Source organism: Lapillicoccus sp. (assembly GCF_039935575.1).
In the GTDB taxonomy this organism is placed as follows: Bacteria; Actinomycetota; Actinomycetes; order Actinomycetales; family Dermatophilaceae; genus Lapillicoccus.
Genome location: NZ_JBDTKA010000047.1, coordinates 1 through 21491 on the forward strand (window position 1 = coordinate 1; position 21491 = coordinate 21491).

20 protein-coding genes are annotated in these 21491 nt (G+C 69.7%); 1 reads left to right on the forward strand and 19 read right to left on the reverse strand.

Annotated elements, in window-relative coordinates:
• Positions 1–480 (reverse strand): low molecular weight protein-tyrosine-phosphatase (locus ABI385_RS05930; RefSeq protein ID WP_348102824.1); only part of this gene is annotated, 480 nt, incomplete at its 3' end.
• Between the two features lie 4 nt (positions 481–484).
• Positions 485–1522: a UDP-glucose 4-epimerase GalE gene (galE, locus tag ABI385_RS05935; RefSeq protein WP_348102825.1), complete on the reverse strand. Its 1038-nt coding sequence runs from the start codon at positions 1520–1522 to the stop codon at positions 485–487.
• Positions 1523–1569: 47 nt separating this feature from the next.
• Between galE and ABI385_RS05940 the strand changes: the two genes are divergently transcribed.
• A complete protein-coding gene (locus ABI385_RS05940; protein WP_348102826.1) occupies positions 1570–2409 on the forward strand; it encodes a hypothetical protein in 840 nt (279 codons plus the stop codon).
• 48 nt (positions 2410–2457) lie between these two features.
• Here ABI385_RS05940 and ABI385_RS05945 read toward each other — a convergent pair whose 3' ends face one another.
• The 17 genes from ABI385_RS05945 to ABI385_RS06025 form a co-directional block, all read right to left on the reverse strand.
• The gene (locus ABI385_RS05945) at positions 2458–4188 is read right to left on the reverse strand and encodes a VWA domain-containing protein (RefSeq protein ID WP_348102827.1); all 1731 of its coding nucleotides are present in this window, start codon (positions 4186–4188) and stop codon (positions 2458–2460) included.
• A gap of 142 nt (positions 4189–4330) precedes the next feature.
• Entirely contained in the window at positions 4331–6034 is a 1704-nt protein-coding gene (gene cydC, locus ABI385_RS05950) for a thiol reductant ABC exporter subunit CydC (protein ID WP_348102828.1), read from the reverse strand.
• Positions 6031–7710 (reverse strand): thiol reductant ABC exporter subunit CydD, encoded by a 1680-nt coding sequence (gene cydD / locus ABI385_RS05955; protein ID WP_348102829.1) that lies wholly within the window; start codon positions 7708–7710, stop codon positions 6031–6033. Before cydD ends, cydC begins: the two co-directional genes overlap by 4 nt.
• A gap of 31 nt (positions 7711–7741) precedes the next feature.
• Positions 7742–8755 (reverse strand): cytochrome d ubiquinol oxidase subunit II, encoded by a 1014-nt coding sequence (gene cydB, locus ABI385_RS05960; protein ID WP_348102830.1) that lies wholly within the window; start codon positions 8753–8755, stop codon positions 7742–7744.
• Positions 8756–8770: 15 nt separating this feature from the next.
• Positions 8771–10234: a cytochrome ubiquinol oxidase subunit I gene (locus ABI385_RS05965; protein WP_348102831.1), complete on the reverse strand. Its 1464-nt coding sequence runs from the start codon at positions 10232–10234 to the stop codon at positions 8771–8773.
• 73 nt (positions 10235–10307) lie between these two features.
• Entirely contained in the window at positions 10308–11558 is a 1251-nt protein-coding gene (gene paaK / locus ABI385_RS05970) for a phenylacetate--CoA ligase PaaK (RefSeq protein ID WP_348102870.1), read from the reverse strand.
• Between the two features lie 62 nt (positions 11559–11620).
• On the reverse strand, positions 11621–12499 hold the full coding sequence (locus ABI385_RS05975; protein ID WP_348102832.1) for an amino acid ABC transporter ATP-binding protein: 879 nt from the start codon (positions 12497–12499) through the stop codon (positions 11621–11623).
• A complete protein-coding gene (locus ABI385_RS05980) occupies positions 12499–13446 on the reverse strand; it encodes an amino acid ABC transporter permease (protein ID WP_348102833.1) in 948 nt (315 codons plus the stop codon). Before ABI385_RS05980 ends, ABI385_RS05975 begins: the two co-directional genes overlap by 1 nt.
• Before the next feature lie 14 nt (positions 13447–13460).
• A complete protein-coding gene (locus tag ABI385_RS05985; RefSeq protein WP_348102834.1) occupies positions 13461–14375 on the reverse strand; it encodes an ABC transporter substrate-binding protein in 915 nt (304 codons plus the stop codon).
• A gap of 70 nt (positions 14376–14445) precedes the next feature.
• Entirely contained in the window at positions 14446–16299 is a 1854-nt protein-coding gene (locus ABI385_RS05990) for a S9 family peptidase (RefSeq protein ID WP_348102835.1), read from the reverse strand.
• Between the two features lie 75 nt (positions 16300–16374).
• Complete coding sequence (locus tag ABI385_RS05995; RefSeq protein ID WP_348102836.1) at positions 16375–16680, reverse strand: hypothetical protein; 306 nt, start codon at positions 16678–16680, stop codon at positions 16375–16377.
• A complete protein-coding gene (locus ABI385_RS06000) occupies positions 16677–17363 on the reverse strand; it encodes a hypothetical protein (RefSeq protein WP_348102837.1) in 687 nt (228 codons plus the stop codon). Before ABI385_RS06000 ends, ABI385_RS05995 begins: the two co-directional genes overlap by 4 nt.
• The gene (locus tag ABI385_RS06005; protein ID WP_348102838.1) at positions 17357–17944 is read right to left on the reverse strand and encodes a hypothetical protein; all 588 of its coding nucleotides are present in this window, start codon (positions 17942–17944) and stop codon (positions 17357–17359) included. Before ABI385_RS06005 ends, ABI385_RS06000 begins: the two co-directional genes overlap by 7 nt.
• A gap of 205 nt (positions 17945–18149) precedes the next feature.
• Complete coding sequence (locus tag ABI385_RS06010) at positions 18150–19073, reverse strand: RNA polymerase sigma-70 factor (RefSeq protein WP_348102839.1); 924 nt, start codon at positions 19071–19073, stop codon at positions 18150–18152.
• Positions 19074–19107: 34 nt separating this feature from the next.
• A complete protein-coding gene (locus ABI385_RS06015; RefSeq protein ID WP_348102840.1) occupies positions 19108–19704 on the reverse strand; it encodes a carboxymuconolactone decarboxylase family protein in 597 nt (198 codons plus the stop codon).
• A gap of 85 nt (positions 19705–19789) precedes the next feature.
• Positions 19790–20203: a hydroxyphenylacetyl-CoA thioesterase PaaI gene (paaI, locus tag ABI385_RS06020; protein ID WP_348102841.1), complete on the reverse strand. Its 414-nt coding sequence runs from the start codon at positions 20201–20203 to the stop codon at positions 19790–19792.
• Entirely contained in the window at positions 20200–21450 is a 1251-nt protein-coding gene (locus ABI385_RS06025) for a 3-hydroxyacyl-CoA dehydrogenase NAD-binding domain-containing protein (protein WP_348102842.1), read from the reverse strand. The genes paaI and ABI385_RS06025 overlap by 4 nt, the downstream gene beginning before the upstream one ends.
• Positions 21451–21491: the final 41 nt, after the last annotated feature.

Sequence of the window (21491 nt, forward strand, 5' to 3'; positions counted from 1 at the left end):
GGCCGCGATGCCTCGGCAGGAGGCTTCGACCTCAACGAAACACCGCTCGAAGTCGTCCTGATCGCCGTACCAGGGGTCGTCGATCTCCAGCGTCCCCGCCGCGACGGCGGCCGGGTCGAACGACCGGATCAGGTGCACCTTCGCGGCGTCCTCGCGGGTCCGCGCCCAGCGGCGGAGAACCGTTGCGTGCCCGTTGTCCGCAGCGAGGACGAGGTCGGTGGCCGCCATCCACTTCGGCTCGAAAACCCTTGCCACATGGGCCGATCCGTCATATCCATGGGTGCGCAGCTCGGCCCGCGCTCTTGAGTCGATCGGGTTGCCGACCTCCCAGCGGGTCGTCCCTGCGGAGTCGACGTGGACCGCGTCACCGACGCCCGCCTCCTCCAACAGGTCACGCAGGATGACCTCGCCCATCGGCGAGCGGCAGATGTTGCCGGTGCAGACGAACGTGACGCGCAGCGGTCGTGAGACGGCAGGCATACCCTCACTCATCCGGGGGGGCGGCGTCCTCGTAGCCGTGCGGGTTCTCGCTCTGCCAGCGCCAGGTGTCGGCGCACATGTCGTCGATGGTGTGGGTGGCGCGCCAGCCGAGCTCCTCGTTGGCCCTGGCCGGATCCGCCCAGTACGCCGGCAGGTCACCGGCTCGTCGGGCTACCACGTCGTAGGGGATGGTTCGCCCCGAGGCCCGCTCGAAGGCGTGGATCACCTCCAACACCGAGGTGCCCGTGCCGGTTCCGAGGTTCCAGGTGCGAATCGGGCTGTTGGACATGGCGATCCGGTTCAGGGCCGCGACGTGTCCGGCCGCGAGGTCCTCGACGTGGATGTAGTCGCGCTCGCACGTGCCGTCGGTCGTGGGGTAGTCGGCGCCGAAGACCTGCAACCGGTCCCGCTTGCCGACCGCGACCTGGGCGATGAACGGCATGAGGTTGTTGGGGATCCCCTGGGGGTCCTCGCCGATGGTGCCTGACGGGTGAGCGCCCACCGGGTTGAAGTAGCGGAGCACCGCGATGCGCCAGACCGGGTCGATGTGGGCGACGTCGCGTAGGACGTGCTCGATCATCACCTTGGTGCGGCCGTAGGGGCTCGCGGCGCTGAGCGGTTCATAGTCCTCCTGGTAGGGGACCGGGGCGTTGTCGCCGTAGACCGTGGCGGAGGAGGAGAAGACCAGGGACGAGCACCCGTGCCGGCGCATCGCCCGGAGCAGCGAGAACGTGGACTCGAGGTTGTTCTGGTAGTAGTCGAGCGGGATCTGCACGCTCTCGCCCACCGCCTTGAGCCCGGCGAAGTGGATGACCGCGTCGATCTGCTCGGAGGCGAACAGGTGCTCGGTCTTGTCCTTATCCGTAAGGTCGAACGCGTGCACGGGAATGTTCGTCTCGGTGAGCGCCTCCAACCGGTCGATCACGGCTGGCTTCGCGTTGCCGAAGTTGTCGACGACCACCACGTCGTGCCCTGCCGCCACGAGACGCACGACCGTGTGGGATCCGATGTACCCGGCGCCGCCACTGACGAGTACGCGCATGCGCATACCGTATGTGGTTGCCAGACCGGCGTGGAAAGGTGGTGTCTGTGGGCAAGCACAGTGAGGAACCCAATGGCGGCGTCCCGAGGCTTCCGATGGTCGCGGGGCTTGCCGTAGTCGTGCTGGTCGCCGGCGGGCTCCTCGTCCACCGGGCGGCGAGTGAGAACGGAACCGCGACGACGACCTCGGCGCAGACTTCCCTGACCCGCACCGCAACGGGCACGACCACGTCACCGAGCCCGACGTCCATCCCGTCTGAACCCACCGTCGCCCCGACGACCGCCTCGTCCAGCTCGACCACGACGTCGGCTGCTCAGGCGGCTGCTCAGGCGGCTGCTCAGGCGGCCGACGGGACCGTCCGTGCCGCGCTGGCCGCCTGTGTCTCGCGTCAGGACGCGGCCCAGCCCGTCGTCGGCGCGGTGGCCACCGGGTCACAGCACTGGAGCGAACACGTGCAAGCCGAGACCGACCTCGAGTCCGGTGCGCGCAGCCTCATCGACGTCAAAACGAACACCTGGGGCCCGACCAGAGCATCCGGTCCGGGCGACGTGGCCGCCTACGACGCGTCGGTGGCCGCGTATGCGACTGCTCCGGCATGCCAGTCGCCCGACCCTGCGGTCGTCGCCCTCGCTCCCAACCCAGGCGCGAAGCTCAGAGCGTGCCTTGCCCGGGAGCAGACCCTCGACGCCTACCTCGCCGCCGGGGCCGCGGTGCTGCAGGACTGGCGCGCACACCTCGGTGAGATGGCCGACCACGCGGACGGGCATACGAACTCTGCTGTGGCGCAGGCAAACTGGATCAAGCGCTGGCGCGAGGCCCCGACTCACCTCGTGCCGTACGCGGCCGCGAACGCCGCGCTCGCCGCGGCACCCCCCTGCACCTCCTGACTCGAGGGCTGCGGTCTGGCGACGGTTCCGGCTGCGGTCGCCGGCCACTCAGCGCGTCGTGCAGGACTGTGCCGAGCAGTCGCGCGACAACAACGCGTCGATGAAGACCTGCCGGATGTCCTGCGGGTCTTGGGCCACGTAGCTCTTGCCGCCCGTGACAGCCGCCACCGCGCTGAGGGAGGTCGTGTCCACATCCTGGCCCATGCCGACCGTGATGATGACGACCGGCTTGGCCGGGTCCTTGACCGCCTCGATCCGGGCGAGCAGCTGCTGCAGGGTCAGTCCGGCGGGGTCCTCGTTCTTGCCGTCGGTGAGCAGGATGACCGAGTTGACGCGGCTGGGCACATACGAGGCGACCATCTTCTCGTATGCCGCGAACAGGCTGTCGTAGAGACCGGTCCCACCCGACGGCGCCCCGACCAGGGCCGGCAGGGCATCACTCAGGACCTGGCGCTGCGGTTTGCCGCCCGCGTCGGGCACCGCCTCGTCGAGCTGACGGATCGGCACGGCCTCCTGCCAGTCCTGTCCGGGTCCGCCCTTGTCTATCCCGAAGGTCCAGAGGCCCACCTGCGAGGAGTCGGGGAAGATCGAGACGGCGGTCTGGGCCGCCTCGCCAGCGAGCGCCATCCGGGTGCGGGTGCCCTCCACCTCCTTCATCGAGCCGGAAGTGTCGACCAGGGCAAGCATCCGCGCGTCGGTCTTGACGCTGCTCCAGGTCTTCAGCAGCGCCGTCTGTGCGTCAGCCGTCGGCGTGGGCAGATAGCTGACGGTGCTCGGCAACCCTGGGACGTCGGGCCCCTTCGCTGCGTTGGCACCCGCCGGCCGGAACCCGGCTGCGGTCAGGTCCGCGGTGCCCGTGGTGATGGTGAGCTGGTCGCCCAAGGCCCTGACCGCGCGGCTCGCGGCGGCGCTGATGCCCGACACCGTCGCCAAGGCGTAGTCGTACCGGCCGGTGCCCTCTTTGGGGACGACGGCAACCAGGCTGCCGGGGTGGGCGCGCAGGGTGGCCGCGACTGCTTGCTCGGAGGTGGGGACCAGGCCGGGGCTGCCGGTCACGTTTGCCGCCAGCAGGTCCTGCTCACTGCGCATCGCGGTGTGCGACCAGGTGAGCAGGACCTTGCCGAGGGCCAGCCGGGTGGCGGGGGTGCTGGGGATGGCGGACGAGGCGTTCAGCAGCACGAGTCGGCCGCTCGTCGAGTGCTCCGGGTCGGTCAGCTTCACCGGCACCGTGCTCTGTGCAGGGTCGCCGGAGACCAGGGTCGACCAGGAGGGGTCGGCCAGCGCAGCTCCGGCGGCGGTCGCGACGGCGCTGGGCAGCGCGAACACCAGAGGACTGGTGGCAATCGGGCGGACGTCGGCGGCGAGGACGTCCGGCGCCGCCCCCCGGACGGCATCGAGGAAGACGGACGAGTCGCTCACCCAGGCAGCCGGTTTGTCGCCAGGCCTGCTCAGGGTCGCCGCCTCGTCGGCCGACTCGGCGCTGGTGACCGTGAAACTCTGGCAGGGGTTCATGGTCGTGGTGCGGGCGGCGGCCTGCCTCACCACGGTCAGGGCAGCCGGTGCGACGGTGACGGCGACCGGCGTGGTGGCGCACGTCGGGGTGGCTGAGGGCAGGGTGGTCGTTGCGAGTGCGTCGGCGACCGGGGTGGTGCTGTCCCGCCTGCTCAGCCAGATCCCACCGGTGGCGAGCGCGGCGACGACGACGAGCGCCAGGACCACCAGCGCAGCGAGCGCGCCCGTAGGACGACTCGGCGGGGCGTCCGCCGCGTGTCTTCCCACCACAGGCTCCTGTTCCGGCTGGCGTACCCTCCCTGAGGCGAGCGGACGCGCCCGGGCAGTGTATGCAGCGACTCCCCGATGCGGAAAACCGCGCTCCAGAACACCTCGCGGTCGGTGCTCAGCCTCGTCGCCCGGTCGCGAGTCACGGGGGTGGACAGCTGGTGGACAGCTCGAGGAGCGTGTCGAAGCGACGTGCCTCGACCGGTTGATGGCTGACGACCACGACCGTGATGCGCGGGTCACCAGCGAGCGCCTCGTCGAGCACATCCCGGGCGGTCGCCCGGTCGAGGTGCGCGACGGGCTCGTCCATCAGGATGACCGGTCGCTCAGACAGGTGCGCTCTCGCCACGGCCAGCCGGGCCCGCTCGCCACCGGAGACGCCCCGGCCACCAGTGCCGAGGCGCGTGTCCAGCCCGTCCGGTAGCGAGGCGTACCAGTCGGCCAACCCCGCCCTGGCCAGGGAACGGACGAGGTCGTCGTCGGTGACGGCGCTCGCCTCGGCGGCTGACCCGCCCTCGCCGTGGTCATCCAGGCCTCCGACCGGGGCAGCCAGACGCAGGTTCTCGCGCAGCGAGCTCGTGAACACCCAGGGCTCGTCGTCGACCACGGCAACCAGCGCCCGGACGTCACGCAGCCGCAGGGTGCCGACGTCGACGCCGCCGACGGAGTAGGACCCGTCCGACAGCTCGAGCTGACGCGCCAGCAGCGCGACCAGGGTGGACTTTCCGACGCCGTTGGGTCCGGTCACGAGGACGTGCGTCCCCGCCGGAACCTCGAGGTCGACCGGCCCGAGGTCCGAGCCATCGCCATGCCAGGACGCCCTGGCCCGGCTGAGAGCCAGCCGGATGCCTGCCGCTCGGTCCGCTCGAGGCGGTTCGGCCGCAGCGGTCGGCGGGTCCACGACCGCGGGCTCCTGGTGCAGCACCGCGTCGAGGCGGGCCTGTGCGCCCGCTGCGCGCGCGGCGGCGCGCACGGCGTCGACGAGAGGGGTGAGCGCGTCGACCAGTGCGACCGGCGTGAGCAGAAGCAGTCCCTTGACCGGAGCGGAGACGTCGAGTTCCTGGCACTGGTACGCCACGGCCACCGTCGCTGCTCCTGCGAGGACGAACACTGCGGCCGACAACATCGAGCGGCCACGACTCTGCTGCGCCGAGGCACGACGCAACAGCCGGTGAGCAGCATCCACCCACCCGAGCGCGTCCGCCTCGGCGCCGGCGGCTCGCAGCTCCAGGCTCTGGTTGGCAACCAAGCTGCTGACTCGGGCGACCTCGGCCCGGGCCGCCAGCAGCTCCTGCTGCGACCGGGACTCCAGCCGGTAGGACACGGCGCCGACGACCGCCAAAGCGGCGAGCAGACCGGCCATGACCATGCCCACGGTAGGAGCGACGAGGCCGGCCAGGACCGTCGTGGACCCCCCCGCGACGAAGGCGCCCAGCACCGGGACGGTCACCCGCACCTGCGCCTCGACGACATCGGTCAGGTCGTCGACGACGCTCGCGAGCAGGTCGCTGCGCCTGCGGCGTCCGAGCTTGGCCGGCGTGAGGGGCACGAGCCGGGCATACGTGGCGGCTCGTCGCTCGGCCAGGTCGCGAAGGGACGCGTCGTGCGAACGCAGTCGTTCGGCATAGCGCAGCGCCGGCCGGGCGATTCCGAAGGCGCGGACGGCGACGATCGCCGTGAGCAGCGTGAGGATGACGGGTCGCTCGTCGGCGCGCACGATGAGCCACCCCGACGTCGCGGTCAACGCGATGCCGGCGGTCGTCGATGCCGCGCCGAGCAACGCCGCGGAGACGACCCGCGGGCTGAGCAGGCCGGAAGGGCTGCTGCCGAGATGGTGTGCGGTCATGTCGACGCGGCCACGGTCGGTGTCGCGGGGCTGGCCCCGCTCGGGCGGGCACGGTCGCCGGCCGGCCGGGCGAGGCATACCTGCTGGTCGGCGAGGGCGGCCAGCTCGGGGCGGTGCGAGACGGCGACGACGATGCGGGTGCGTGCGAGGGCGACGATCAGCGCGTGGACAGTGGTGACGGACGCGGAGTCGAGGTGCGCCGTCGGTTCGTCGAGCAGGACGACCGCCGCGGGGGAGAGGGCGGCCCGCGCCAGGGCGAGCCTGGCGCGCTCACCCGCCGAAAGGCCGAAGCCGTCGTCGCCGAGAACGGTGTCCAGGCCGCCGGGGGTCTGCGCGACCACGCCCGCCAGACCCGCGGCACGCAGTGCGTCCCACAGCCTCCTGTCGTTCCACTGGTGCGGCTCGTCCGGTGCTTCCGTCTGGTTGGCAACGCTCGTGCCGAGGGTCAGGTTGTCGCGGATGCTCGCGGGCAGCAGAAGCGGTCGCTGGGTGACCAGGTGCGCCGCTGGACCGCTGACCTGCCCCGCGCTGGGTTCGCGCAGCCGCGCGGCGACTTCGAGCAGCGTGGTCTTGCCCGCGCCGGAGGGTCCGGTCACCACCGTCAAGCCTCGGGGGGCGACCATGTCGACCTCGTTCAGCGCCAGACATTCGGCGCCGGGGTGCTGGTAGGTCACGGCCTGCATGCGGAGCTTCGGCTCGGCAGCGGACGGCCCCTCACCACCGTCGGCGTCGGCGGCTGGACCGGCGTCGAGGGCGGACACGATGGAGTCGAGCGCGGCGGCACCGTCTGCGGCCGCGTGGAACTCCGCTCCGACCCGGCGGATCGGCCAGTACGCCTCCGGTGCGAGCAGGATGGCGATCAACCCGACTCGCAGGTCCAGACCGCCGGAGGCCAGCCGCAGCCCGACCGTGACCGCCACCATGGCCACCGAGATCGTCGCGAGGAGCTCGAGCGCGGCGGAGCTGAGGAACGCCAACCGCAGCGTCGCCAGGGTCTCGACGCGGTGACGCTCGCTGGTGCGGCGAACCGTCACCACCTGATGCTCGCCGCGTCCATACGCCACCAGGGTCGGCAGCCCCTGGACGACATCGAGGAAGTGTCCGGCGAGCGATCCCATCGCAGCCCAACGGCGTTCGGTGGCTTCGCGGGTGGTTCTACCGATGAGGGCCGCGAAGAGCGGGAGAAGGGGGAGGGTGAGTACCACGACGAGTGCGCTCGGCCAGTCCGTCACGGCCAGGGTGACGATGGCCAGGAGCGGGACGACGACGGACGTCACCAGGGCGGGAAGGTAGCGGGCCACGTAGGTCTCGACCGAGGTGGTGCCTTGCGCAGCCAAGGTCGAAGCAGCGTCCGGTGGTGGTTGGTGCTCGGCTGTCTGCGCGAGCCAGCCGGCGAGCAGCGACCGGCGCAACGCCACCGACACCTCGAGGCCCGCTCGTGCGGCGACCCGCTCCGACGCATAGCCGAGCGCGGCCCGCACCCCGAAGATGACCGCGACCCCTGTTGCCGGGCCGGTCAGGCTGGTTCCCCGCACCACTGCGACGACGAGAGCGGCGAGCGCGAAGGCGCCCAGGATTGCCGCGACTCCCTGCGCGGCGCCCACGAGGACGAGGAGTAGGACCGGACGTCGAGCGCTGGGCACCAGCCGGAGCAGCCGGGGGTCGGTGGGTCTCACCGTGCGTCGGGGGTCAAGCGGTCGAGACGGGTCATATGGGGATGTGGTGGACCGCGATCCGCTTGCGGAAGACCCAGTAGGTCCAGCCCTGGTAGAGCAACACCACTGGGGTGAAGATCAGGGCGACAGTGGTCATGATCTTCAGCGTGTAGTCGGTGCTCGACGCGTTGGTGGTGGTCAGCGACCACGCCGGGTCGAGCGTGGACGGCATCACGTCGGGGAATAGCGCGAGGAACAGGGTGGCGACGGCAAAGGCGATGCAGACGAAGGTGCCGGTAAACGCCCAACCTTCAGAGTCACGCAGGTTCGCGACGAGCGCGCCGACCAGGGCGAGGGCGGCGATGACGGTGGTGACCCAGGACGCCGCGGATCCTTGCTGGACACCGATGACCGCGAGGTAGACAACCGCGAGCACGGCGGCGACAATACCGGTACGCGTCGCGAGCCGCCTTGCGGCGGAACGGATCTCGCCGTCGGTCTTCAACGCGGTGAACAGCGCGCCGTGGGTGAGGAAGAGCGTGAGCGTGACCAGACCGCCGAGCAGGCCCATCGGGTTGAGCAGGGTGAAGAGGTTCCCGGTGAACTCCTTGTGGGCGTCGATCGGGACGCCGCGGACGATGTTGGTGAAGGCGACCCCCCAGAGCAGGGCGGGGACGAACGACCCGACCACGATGGCGAGGTCCCACCGGGCCTTCCAGGTGGCGCTCTCTCGCTTGTGCCGGTACTCGAACGCGAGGTTGCGGACGATGAGGGCGACGAGGATGAGCAGCAGGGGGAGGTAGAAACCGCTGAACAGCGTGGCGTACCAGTGCGGGAAAGCAGCGAAGGTCGCCCCGCCGGCGGTGATCAGCCACACCTCGTTGCCGTCCCAGAGCGGGCCGATCGTGTTGATCATGACCCGGCGGCGACGCTCGGTGTCGGCGGCGTCGCGTCCGCGGCCGAGGACGGGCAGCAGCATCCCCACCCCGAAGTCGAAGCCCTCGAGGATGAAGTACCCGGTCCACAGGACACCGATCAGGATGAACCAGACGGTTGACAGCTCCATGCCGGCTCCCCTCGCTCAGTAGGCGAACACGAGAGGCGCGTCGTGGTCGACCTGGTCGGGCGGCACCGGTTCGACGAACTCGTCCGGGCCTTTGCGGACGTAGTGCAGGAACAGCTTCACCTCGACGACGGCAAGCACGCCGTAAAGCAGGGTGAACACCCCCATGGAGGTGAGCACCTCACCGGCGGATACCGATGGGGAGACTCCGGTGGCAGTGGTCATCGTGCCCCAGACGAGCCAGGGCTGGCGCCCGGTCTCGGTGAAGATCCAGCCGAACGAGCAGGCGAAGACCGGCATGAGCGGAGTGAGGATGGCGGCCCACGTCCAGGCCGGGTCCCAGCGACTGTCGCTGCGGGTCAGCACTCGACCGCGTCGCGTCGCCCAGAGGACGACCAGCGCCACCAGGGCCGAGAGCATCCCGACTCCGATCATCAACCGGAAGCTCCAGTAGGCCAGGGGGATGTTCGGGAGATACGTCGAGTCGACGAGCAGCGGGTTGCCGGACTGCCCGAACTCCTGCAGGTAGGTCTGCTGCAGGGGGTTTATGCCTTCGACCTTGCCCGAGAAGGTGCCGGTCGCGAGGAAGCTGAGCACACAGGGGACTGTGACGGCGAAGCGCTCCTGGGTTCCGTCGAGGGACCCGACCGTGACGATCGAGAACGGTGCGCAGCTGTCCGATGTCTGGTAGAGGGCCTCTGCCGCAGCCATCTTCATTGGCTGCACCTCGGTCATGATCTTGCCCTGGACGTCACCGGTCACGGCGACGAGCACCCCCGCGACGAGAGTGAGAATCGCGCCGATACGCGTCATCCGGCGATACATCGAGGCGTCAGACCCGACGTTGCCCGTGTCGGCTCGACGCATCCGGTAGATGCCGACGCTCATCACGATTGCCCCACCCGCCATATAGGACGCGACGATCGTGTGGGGGAACGTGACCAGCTGGACCTTGTTGGTCAGCACCGCGGCGAAGTCGGTGAGCTCCGCGCGTCCGCTCGCCGGGTTGAGCCGGTAGCCAACCGGGTTCTGCATAAAGGAGTTCGCGGACAGGATGAAGTACGCCGACAGCACGGTGCCGACGTGCACGATCCACATCGTGGCGGCGTGGAGCTTCTCCGGGAGCTTGCCCCACCCGAAGATCCACAGCCCGAGGAACGTCGACTCGAGGAAGAAGGCGAGGAGCGCCTCGATGGCCAGCGGGGCGCCGAAGATGTCGCCGACGAACCGTGAGTAGTCGGACCAGTTCATCCCGAACTGGAACTCCTGCACGATCCCCGTGACCAAGCCGAGTGCGAAGTTGATCGTGAACAGCTTGCCGAGCCACTTCGTGATGCGCAGGTCGTCAGGGTTGCGGTGTCGCACCCAGCGCGTGTGGTAGTAGGCAACGACAGCAGACAGCCCGATCGTGATGGGCACGAAGAGGAAGTGGTAGACGGTCGTGATGGCGAACTGCCATCGAGCCAGGGCCAAGGCGTCCACGGGCATCCTCACTGCCGCCAGCGGCGACCTCGCTGCTGGCAACGTACGCCTGCCATCTTGCGCCGCGTTAGGGTCAAAGGTCCCGGCGTCGCTGGTCGACCACGCGGCGCGCCTTGCCCACCGATCGTTCGATCCCGCCCGGGTCACGGACCTCGACGCGGCAGCTGGTGCCCGCCCTCTCCTTGATCCGGGCGGTCAACCGCTCGGAGACGACCTGCCTGTCCACCTCGCCCCAGGTCTCGTGGGTCTCGACCAGGACGGTCAGCTCGACCATCCGGCCCGGCTGGGTGAGGACGCACTGGAAATACGGTGCCAGACCCGGTTCCGCGAGCACGAGCTCCTCGATCTGCGTCGGGAAGACGTTGACTCCACGGATGATCATCAGGTCGTCGGATCGCCCGGTGATCTTCTCGATCCGCCGGAACCCCGGGTATGCGGTACCCGGCAGCAGCCGGGTGAGGTCACGAGTGCGGTAGCGCAGCACCGGCATCGCTTGCTTGGTCAGGCTCGTGAAGACCAGCTCACCGCGCTCTCCCTCCGGCAGCACCTCCCCGGTCAGCGGGTCGACAATCTCGGGGTAGAAGTGGTCCTCCCAGACGTGTAGCCCGTCCTTAGTCGCGGCCGCCTCCTGCGCGACGCCGGGACCGATCACCTCCGAGAGGCCGTAGATGTCGACGGCGTCCATGGTGGTTCGGTCTTCGACCTCGCGGCGCATCGACTCGGTCCACGGCTCGGCGCCGAAGATCCCCACTCGCAGCGACGTCGCCGCCGTGTCGACGCCTTGCCGCTCCATCTCGTCCAGGACACTGAGGAAGTAGCTCGGCGTCACCATGATCACCCGCGGCTCGAAGTCCAGGATCAGCTGGACCTGCCGCTCGGTCATGCCTCCGGAGACGGGAACCACGGTGCAGCCGAGGCGCTCGGCGCCGTAGTGGGCGCCGAGACCGCCGGTGAACAGGCCGTAGCCGTAGGCCACGTGAACGATGTCGCCGGGCCGGCCACCGGCCACGTGGATGGACCGGGCCATCACGTCCGCCCACATCCGGATGTCGTCGGATGTGTAGCCCACGACGGTCGGGCGGCCGGTGGTGCCGCTGCTGGCGTGGATGCGGACTACCTGGGTACGGGGGACCGCGAACATCCCAAAGGGGTAGTTCTGCCGCAGATCTTCCTTGCTGGTCAACGGGACTCGAGCAAGATCGTCGAGGTCTCGGATGTCGTCCGGGTGGACGCCGGCGGCGTCCAGGGTGCTGCGGTAGTGCGGGACCTTCTCGTATGCCTGCGCGACCGTCGCCTGCAGACGCGCGAGCTGGCGCGTGCGCATCTCGTCGAGGCTCCAGGCGAGAGGATCGAGAACGGGGTTCTCGGCGCGGCCGACCGGGGCGGTCACTGCCCGACCGCCGGCGTGACCTCCCCGGAGCCTTCGGGGACCGGGGCGTGTTGATGGACGGGGGTGTCCTGGACGGAACTGCCCTGGTGCGCCTCGTCGGCCCGCATCCGGCGCAGGAAGCCCTGGGTCCGTTCGTGCTGCGGGTTGTCGATCACCGAACGAGGGTCCCCGGACTCGACGACGACGCCGTCGTCCATGAACACGACCCGGTCGGCGACACCCCGGGCGAACGACATCTCGTGCGTGACGACGATCATCGTCATCCCGTCGTTCGCGAGCTCCCGCATCACGTCGAGCACCTCACCGACCAGCTCCGGGTCCAGGGCGGATGTTGGCTCGTCGAACAGCATCAGCTTGGGGCTCATCGCCAGTGCGCGCGCGATGGCGACCCGCTGCTGCTGCCCGCCGGACAGATGACTGGGGTAGGCGTCGCCCCGGTCGCCGAGACCGACGCGCTCGAGGAGGTCGCGTGCGCGCTGTCGCGCTGCCGACTTCGACTCACGCTTGACCTGGATCGGCGCTTCCATGATGTTCTGGACGGCGGTCTTGTGGGGGAACAGGTTGAAGCGTTGGAAGACCATCCCGATCTCTCGGCGTTGGGCCGCGATCGCTTTGTCTCCCAAGCGGTGCAGCTTCCCGTCTGGTGTCTTGGGGTCGGCATAGCCCATCAGGTCGCCATCGACCCAGATGCGCCCGCCGTCGATCGTCTCGAGCTGGTTGATGCAGCGCAGCAACGTCGTCTTGCCCGAACCCGAAGGGCCGAGCAGGCATACGACCTCACCGCCGGCGACGTCCAGGTCGATGCCCTTGAGGACCTCATTGCCGTTGAACGACTTCATCACGTTGACGGCGTGGACCAGAGGCAGGTCGACCATCAGGCACCCCCCGCCCCACCCGGCCGAGCGGCCCGTTTGTCGGGTGGCCCGGACGTCCCGAACCCGCGGCCGTAGTAGCGCTCGAGGTAGGACTGGCCCACCATCAGCACCGAACAGATGATGAGGTACCAGGCGGTCGCGCCCACCAGCGCCGGCATGATCTGAAGGGTTCGGGTACCGATCGCTCTGGTCTGGAAGAACAGCTCGCTGATGACGGGGATCGCCGACAACAGCGAGGTGTCCTTGACCATGGCGATGACCTCGTTTCCCGTCGGGGGCACGATCACCCGCATCGCCTGCGGCAACACGATTCGCCACATAGCCTTGCCGCTGCTCATGCCCAGCGCCTGGGCTGCCTCGGACTGCCCGCGGTCGACCGAGGCGATTCCGGCGCGGGCGATCTCGGCCATGTAGGCCGCCTCGGAGAGGCCGAGCCCGATGATGCCGCCGACGATCGTGCTCGAGATGGCGTAGACGTCGACCGTCGCGAAGGTGAGGTCGTTAGACCAGCCCAGCCACGAAGCCAGCTGCTTGGCGAACGGGACACCGATGTCGAGGGTGCTGTAGAGGTAGCCGAGGCCCGAGCCGATGACAACGAGCAACACATACCGCGGCACCGCACGGAAGAACCAGGTGAAGACGAAGGACACCCCGCGCATCACGGGGTTGCTGGACAGCCGCATCACGGCGATCGGGATGCCGAGACCGATGCCGATCGCCATCGCGCCGAGGGTCCCGATAATGGTGCCTTTCCACAGCCCCTCGAGGACGGGTGACTGGATCATCACCTGGAGCGCGACCGGGAAGTTCCACCGGGCGTTGGTAGCGAAGGAGCTGACGATCATCGCCACGACGACGGCGATCACCGCGAGCGCCACCCACCGCCACGGGTGGGGAACCGGCCGGGCGTCGATGAGGCCCGGCCGGTCCTGCGGCTGCGCTGCCATGTCTGTGGTCGTGGTCAGGGGTTGACGGCGAAGTCGGTGATCGCGCCGGAGTCGATGTTCCACTTGGCGAGGATCGGCTTGTACTGCCCGGCCGCACTCAGTGCCTTGACGGCATCCGCGAGGGCCTGGGCGAAGTCCTTCTGGTCCAGCGGGACGACCCAGCCGTAGGGCGCGGAGTCGTAGGTGTTCCCTAGCTTCTCGAGGGCGCCGCTCGTCTGCTTGATCGCGTAGAGGCCCACGGGTGAGTCGGCGGCCATCGCCGCGGTCTTGCCACCGACAAGGTCGGCGGTGACCTGGTCCTGACCTTCCTGGATGACCAGGTTGATCGCCTGCTTGCCGGCATCGGTGCACTTCTTGCTGCGCGCGGTGAGGTCGTCCTGCTGGGTCGTGCCCTTCTGGACCCCGATGCTGAGGCCGCACGCGTTCTCGGCGTCGACCTTCTTGGGGTTGCCCTTCTGGGTGACCCACTGCGTCCCGGCGCTGAAGTAGCTGACCATGTTGACCTGCTTCTTGCGCGCATCGGTGATCGAGAAGCTGGAGATCCCCACGTCGTACTTGCCACCGGTCACCCCGAGGATAATCGAGTCGAAGCCGGCCGGCTGGTACTCCACCTTGACTCCGAACTTGGCGGCAACGGCGTTGAAGAGGTCGACGTCCATACCGACCACGGTCTTGCCGTCGGCGTCCAGGAACTCGTTCGGCGCATACGTCGCGTCGGTGCCGACGACGATCTTGCCCGCCGTCTTGATCTTGGCGGGCAGCTTCGCGACCAGTGCCGGGTCGACCGTCGCGCTGGCCGCAGCCGTCGCAGCGGAAGAGGAGACACCGCCCGCCGGGGCGTCGGTGGACAGGGAGTTGGAACCGCACGCGGTGAGCGTGACGGTGACGGCGCCGACGAGGGCGAGGCTGAAGGTGGCGCGGCGAGGCATACGGGGGTCCTCTCGGGGGGAATGTTGGTGGCATCCTGCCACCCCGTGTTAGTGAGGGGACGCCTCCGGCTCAGTCAGCGGCCAGGTGACGACGCAGGAAGTGGATCGCAGCCGGGTATGCGTCGAGCCGGTTCTCGCGCTTGGCGAGGCCGTGTCCCTCGTCGCCGTAGACCCGCAGCTCGCAGGGGACGCCCTTCGCGGTCAGGGCTGCGGCCATCTGCTCGGCCTCGGACAGCGGCACCCGCGGGTCGTTGGCGCCGTGGATGACGAACAGAGGCGCCCGCATCTGGCCGAGGTAGGTGATCGGGGACGCGCGCTCGAGGAGCTCGCGGTCGTGTTGGAGGCTGCCGTACTCGCGCTCGCGGTAGGCCCGGCGATAACCGGAGGTGTTCTCGAGGAATGTCACCAATGACGAGATGCCAACGATGTCGACCCCGGCGGCCCACAGCTCGGGCTGCATTGACACGCCAGCAAGCACCATGTAACCGCCGTAGGACCCGCCCCAGAGCGCGGCGCGAGCGGGGTCGAGGCCTTGCGTCGGCAGCCACTCGTGCAGGGCGGCGAGGTCGGCCACGGAGTCGAGCCGCAGGTCGACGTCGTCGAGGGAGTACCACCTCTTCCCGTACCCGACCGAGCCGCGGACGTTGGGGGCGAGGACGGTGAACCCGCTCAGCGCGAGCGCCTGGATGACGGGGACGAAGGTCCGCCAGGCGGCGCTCTCCGGGCCACCGTGGACGTGCACGACGCTGGCTCCGACCGTGTGCGGGTCGGCGTCGCTGCCGGCGTAGACAAAGCAGGGCACCTGCTCCCCGTCGGGAGTCGGGACCTGGTGGACGGTCGGGGTGACGAGCAGGTCGCGCACCTGCTCCGGGATGCCCTCGCGCGCGTCGACGAGCTGAGTCACCGATCCCGTATGCGCGTCGGCCAGGTGCAGCGAGCCGGGGTCGGTGGGTGTCGCGAGCGAGACGACGAACCGGTTGCCCTCCTCGGCCCAGACAACGGTGGGTACGCCGGCGGGCAGGTCGACGTCGCAACGGTGCTGCCCGTCGCCGTCGTGGACGGCGAGTAGGACGGCGCCGTCCTCGACCGTGCCGACGACGAGGGACGCCCCGTCAGGGCTCGCCCAGAGAACGAGGTCGTGGGCGTCGTCCTCGACCAGCGTGTGCCAGGGGCTCCCGTCGACGGGCGCGCTGACGATGGCGGCGAACTCGCGGTCGTGGTTGGAGGTCATCACGATCGCGCCGTCTGGTGCTGACCACGAGAGGTTCTCGTGGGCGGCGTGGTCCTGGGGGTCGGTGATCGAGCGGGTGAACGGGCCGGTGGTCTGCTGGTCGCTGTCTGCGGCGGCTGACCGCACGACCGCCACTGCGGTGCCGTTGGGCTGCAGGTTCAGGGTGAGCACGGCGACGGACTGCTCGTCGTGGGAGACGACGCTGCCGACCACGTAGCCGCCCGCGTCGAAGACCACCCTCTCCGCACCGGAGTCGAGGTCGCGCACGACGACGTCCATGTCGACGTCGTTGCGACGGTTCGTGGAGTAGATGACCGAGGTGGCGGTGACGTCCTCCAGCACGTGCATGTGGGCCGGGTCCGCGACGAGGGGCGTCAGGTCGGCCAGGGTGGCCGGGTGGTCGAGACCCTCGAGCGCCAGCCAGGACAGCTGCATGTTCTCGTCGCCGCCGGTGTCGTGCTGGACGACGACGGCGCGTCGGCCGGGTGCATACCGTCCAGAGCATTTCGAGGGGAGCGCCGTGAGGGCGGTGCGGCGGCCGTCGGGTGTGATCTGGACGAGCTGGACGCTGCCGAGATCGTCGCTCCCGGCAAGGACCCGGCCCTCGTCATCGACGTCGAAGGCCACCCAGGTGCGGATGTCGAGGAGCCGCTCGACGAGGTCGGAGACGTCGGGCTCTGGCACGGAGGTCATCGTTGGAACCTATCCGCACTCTGCACTAGTGGTTCTGGGCGCTCGGGATTCCGAGCGTTCGACACCATCAGTGGGTCAGTCGGCGGCGAGGAGTCGTTCGAGGTAGGTCTCGAGCGGGCTGGTTTCGGGGGTGGCGTAGTGGAGCCGAGCCCTGGGGAGGCCGGGGATGACGGGTGGGGCGGTGGATCGGTGTCGGTGGCCGGTGGGGGTGGTGAGCTCGACGGTGTGCCGCTCGTCGGGTTCGAGGTCGTCGGGTTCCAGCGCGTGGCCGGTATTGGGCTTGTGGCCGGGTCCTGGCCGCTTGGTGAGTCCCGGCGCGTGGTCGAGTCGGTCGACGAGCTCCTGCCAGTGTCGGGAGCTCGATGAGAATCTCGTGGTCACGGGCGCGCCCGGGGTCCGGTCCTGACTCGTCCCCGTTGTCGAGATGCTGAGTGATCCGGTCGCCTAGGAGGCTGGTGTCGTGGGCGGGGGTGATGGTTCGGGCCTGCCAGCCGGGGAGCTGTTTGGTGTGGTTGCAGGGTGTCTGATCCTGGGCCGGTCGCGGCGAGGAGGGCTCGGTCGGTGATGACGAGCTGGACCTCGACCGGGACCGCGGCGGCGGCGTCCTGTCCGGGGACCCGGCAGACCAGGGTGTCCGCCATCAGCTGACCCTTCGACCGCACGTCACCGCCACTGCCGGCGCCGGCGCCGGCGCCGGCGTGTGCGGTGCCGGCGCCGGCGTGTGCGGTGCCGGCGCCGGCGTGTGCGGTGCCGGCGCCGGCGTGTGCGGTGGCTGCCGTCAGGGCGGCGTGCACGGCGACTCCTTGAGCGACCGGCAGCAACGCGGTCACGTAGGTCATGGTGTCCGGCGCTGGCCGGATCGTGACCCGCCGCTCGCTCACGGCCCGAACGGAGCGGGCCAACACGCAGGCGGCGTCCACCCGGTAGGCGACCGCTTTCACCTGCCTGACCAGCTCCTTGTCCCCCAACCGGGCCAGGCCACCATCGAAGGGGTGGGTCCCGTCCACCCCCAGCGTCGCTGCCAGTTCCTCGTCGACCGAACGCCGGTCCCCGGGGCTCAGCACGGCGGTCTCGGCGACGACCAGTCCGGCCCGCCACTCCGTGACCGCCCCGACCTCGAGGGGGCGGCCAGCATCGCCGGCATGTCCCGCACCAACACCACCGCCTCCCGCACGTGCCGGGCCCCCCGGGACGGGGACACCCGACGCGCCAACCCCACCTGACCCGCTACCCCCAACCCCGGCCGGCGCGCCCGACGGATGCGACCTCGAGGCCGACCTGACGTGCTCGAACCGCTGCCACCTTCGGCGCCGGCGCCGGCACCTACGTCGCCGGCCATGTCGACGGTAGCCAGCCGGGCCCGGTCCCGCGCCGCCCGCCACCCTTGGAAGTCGCCCACGTCCGAACACTCCACGGCCCGGGCGGTCCACTGCGCCGCGACCTGTTCCTGGGAGTCCACGAACGCCGCCGTCACCCGTACCTGCGCCCCCGCCGCCGCGGCCTTGACCCGCTCCAACACCGACAACACGTCGACCCGCACCGTGTCGGTCACTCCGGCGGCGCCCGCGGCCGAACCGAGGTCGGCCAGCACCGGTAGCAGACCCTCTAGGTCCGCCACCGTCACCCGCCGTCCCGTATCGAACATGTGTACTACTCTACTAGGTCCGGTCGACATGCCGCAAGAGTTGTCCCCAGGGAATTCAGCTGCCACACAACCACTTCCGTGACATCACCCCCCTGAAACGCGCCCCTGGATGTGGTGGATAGCGCCCGTAGAACCGTGCGCAATCGACCACAAGCACCGGCCACACCCCGCGCGGACGGACGCGACGGCTCACGTCACCGACGGCTCACGCCACCGACGGTGGTCCCGCGTCGAGCAGATGCGCGAGCTTCTCCGGGTTGCGAACGACGTGCATCGCCGTGATCCCGCGGTCCTCGACGGTGAGGAACACGACGCTGTCGAGCTCGCTGCCCGCATAGATCAGCAACGCCGAACCGTGGTTGAGACTGGCGACTTCGACGCGCAGTTCTCCGGCGACGTCCGGGCGGTTGGCGACCGCCACCAGCCATCGAACCGCCTTGTCCCGCCCATGGATCGGCCGCAATGCCGCGCGCCTCAGCCCGCCACCGTCGCTCACCAGCACGACGTCCGGCGCAAGCAGCGCCATGAACGCGTCGATGTCCCCGGACGCCAGGTGTTCGACGAACTGACCGAGCACGGCCTCGTGACGCCGCCGGTCGACCACCAGGGGCCGGCGCGACTGGACGTGACTGCGTGCCCTGCTGGCGAGCTGCCGTGCCGCCGCCTCGGAGCGGTCGAGGGTCGCCGCCACCTCCGCGAAGCTGAGCCCGAAGACGTCGTGGAGGACGAAAGCCGCCCGTTCCAGCGGGGAGAGCGTCTCGAGGACGACCAGCATCGCCATGGACACGGAGTCGGCCAGCTCGACAGTCTCTGCCGGGTCAGGCTCTGTCGCAACGGGTTCCGGCAACCAGGGTCCGACGTAGTCCTCACGCCGGCTCTGTTGGGCACGAACCCGGTTCAGGGCCTGTCGGGTAGCCGCGGTGAGGAGGTATGCGCGTACGTCACTGATCCTGTCGTGGTCCATCGACGCCCACCGCAGCCAGGTCTCCTGAACGGCATCCTCGGAGTCGGCGACACTGCCCAGGACCCGGTATGCGGCCCCGAACAGCTGCGGTCGTAGGGCCTCGAACTCCGCCGCCCTCCCCTCCGCGAGCTCCGCGTCACCGATCCCGGCCCTCGACGCACTCACCCGCTCGCTTCGCGAATCCGCGTGGCCATTGCGGTCAACCACCCGCCGGCCGCAGGTCGCACTGCGCCTTGAAGCCCTGGCTCTCCAGACCGAGAGCGATGTTGAAACGCGATCGTTGGCTCTCCAACGCCACGACGGCCGTGAGCTCGACGACTGCCGGTTCGCCCAGCTCGCGAACCAGGTCGAGCACCATCTCGTCGGTGACCTCCACCGGCGTACGCGACATGGCCTCGGCGTACGCGATGACCTGCCGTTCGAGCTCGGTGTATGCGCAAGACGTCCGCCAGGTCGTCACCGCCTCCAGCTTGTCCCGGGCGACGCCGTGGCCGTGGGAGACCCAGTAGCCGAAGTCAAGGCACCAGCTGCAGCCGACGGTCGCCGCTGCCGCCAGCGTCGCCAGGTCGGTGAGCTCGGCGTCGAGCGCGTCCCACTTCTCGACGCTACGTTCGTGCCGCACGTTGGTCATCAGGACCTTGCGGTTGTGTGCCATCACCAGACCTGGCTGCAGCACATCGCCGTAGGTGCGCCGGCTCCACCACGACATTGCGCGGACGAAGAACCCGTCACGGGCCGCCGAGATGCGCGCGGTGCTTCCACTGGTCGTGCCGGTCGTGCTGGTCGTGCCCGTCATGTCGTTGTCCTGGTACATCGACGTTTCCCACTCTCCTCGGTGATGGTTCCACCGGTGAGACACGCGTCGTGCGCCGAGTGTGACATCAGCGGCGCGGCAGGCTGCGTGAGCGCCCGCGGAACTCCGCGACAACCACCCCGTCCTGCTCGCGGCTCACGGTGACGTCGGTGAGCCCGCTGCGCCCGTATGCCGCTCGAACCTGCGCGTCCGCGACGAGAGCGTCGCCGAGACGGGCTGGGGCGACGAACACCACGTCCGCGCCGGCGGCGACGGTCAGCTCGCCGCCCGAGTTGCAGGCCAGGGCGAACGCCGAGTCGGCGAGCATGAACACGTAGCCACCGTGGGCGATCTCGTGGCCGTTGACCATGTTCTCCCCGACCGTCATCCGGACCACGGCGTGGTCGACCTCGACGACCAACGCCTCCATCCCCAGGTGAGCCGAGGCGGTGTCCCGGTCCCACATGGCGAGGACGTGGGACAGGCCCGCAGCGCCCGTCACGGCATCGTCTCGAGCGCCAGGCTCGGGCGGTAACGCCCACCCGGGTACGCCGCGTCGAGCTCCTCGAGGGTGTGCCGGACCACGTCGTGGCCCAGCTCGCGGCCCCAGGCGAGCGGCCCTTTGGGGTACGCCGTACCCAACACCATCGCGGTGTCGACGTCCTGGGCGCTGGCCTCGCCGCGATGCACCAGGTCGACGGCCTCGTTGACGAGCATCGCGAGGGTCCGTGCCACCGGATCCGTGGTCACCGGACCGCCGACCAGCTCGGCGACGCGACTCTCGTCGGGGGTGGCGCCCACCACCTGGGCCCGGCCGGCCGGGTCGCCCGACGCATACGTGTAGATGCCCTGTCCCGTCTTGCGACCCAACCGCCCACTCGCCACCAGGTCCTGTTGCAGGCGGGTCGGGGCATACCGGGGGTCTCGGTCGGTCTGCTGCCAGACGCTCATGCCGACGGCGAGGTTGACGTCCTGGCCGATGAGGTCGGTGAGCTCCAGTGGGCCCATCCGGAAACCGGCGCCGCGCAGGCACGCATCGAGCGTGGCTGCGTCGGCGACCCCCTCCTCGAGCATCCGCTGGGCTTCGCCGTAGAACGGTCGCGCGACCCGGTTGACGATGAACCCTGGCGTGGACGCACAGGTGACCGGCGACTTGCCCCACCGCCGTACCAGGCTCCTGGCGAAGTCGAGGTAGATGTCCGAGGTCCACGACCCGCGCACCACCTCCACCAGCTCCATGACCGGCGCCGGGTTGAAGAAGTGCAGGCCGAGCACCCGTTCCGGGTCCTGCACCCGGTCAGCGATCTCATCGACGTCGAGACTGGACGTGTTGGTCGCGAGGATCGTCGTGGGCGTCTGGTGACGCGCCAGCTCGGCGAAGATCTCGCACTTGAGCGCGAGATCCTCCCGGACCGCCTCGACGACGAGCTCGCACTCGGGAAGGTCCTCGATGGCGGGTACGACGCCAAGGCGTTCGACGGCTGCGTCGGCTTCGGTATGCGTCAGCCGCCCCTTGTCTACCTGCGCGCGCAGGCGGGCCTCGATCGAGGTGACGGCGTGCTCGACCTGGTCCGGCGAGACGTCGTGCAGATAGACGCGGTGGCCCGCCAGGAGAGCGACCTGGGCGATGCCGGCGCCCATCGAGCCAGCGCCTATGACACCGATGACGCCGATGTCACCCAGGTCGGCGTCAGTCCTGCCCTCGCCGTTCAGCGCTTCCTCGACCACGTTGTCATCCTGCCGCACCATCGCCGCACCATCGCCGCACCAGCGCCACCGAACCGACTGCC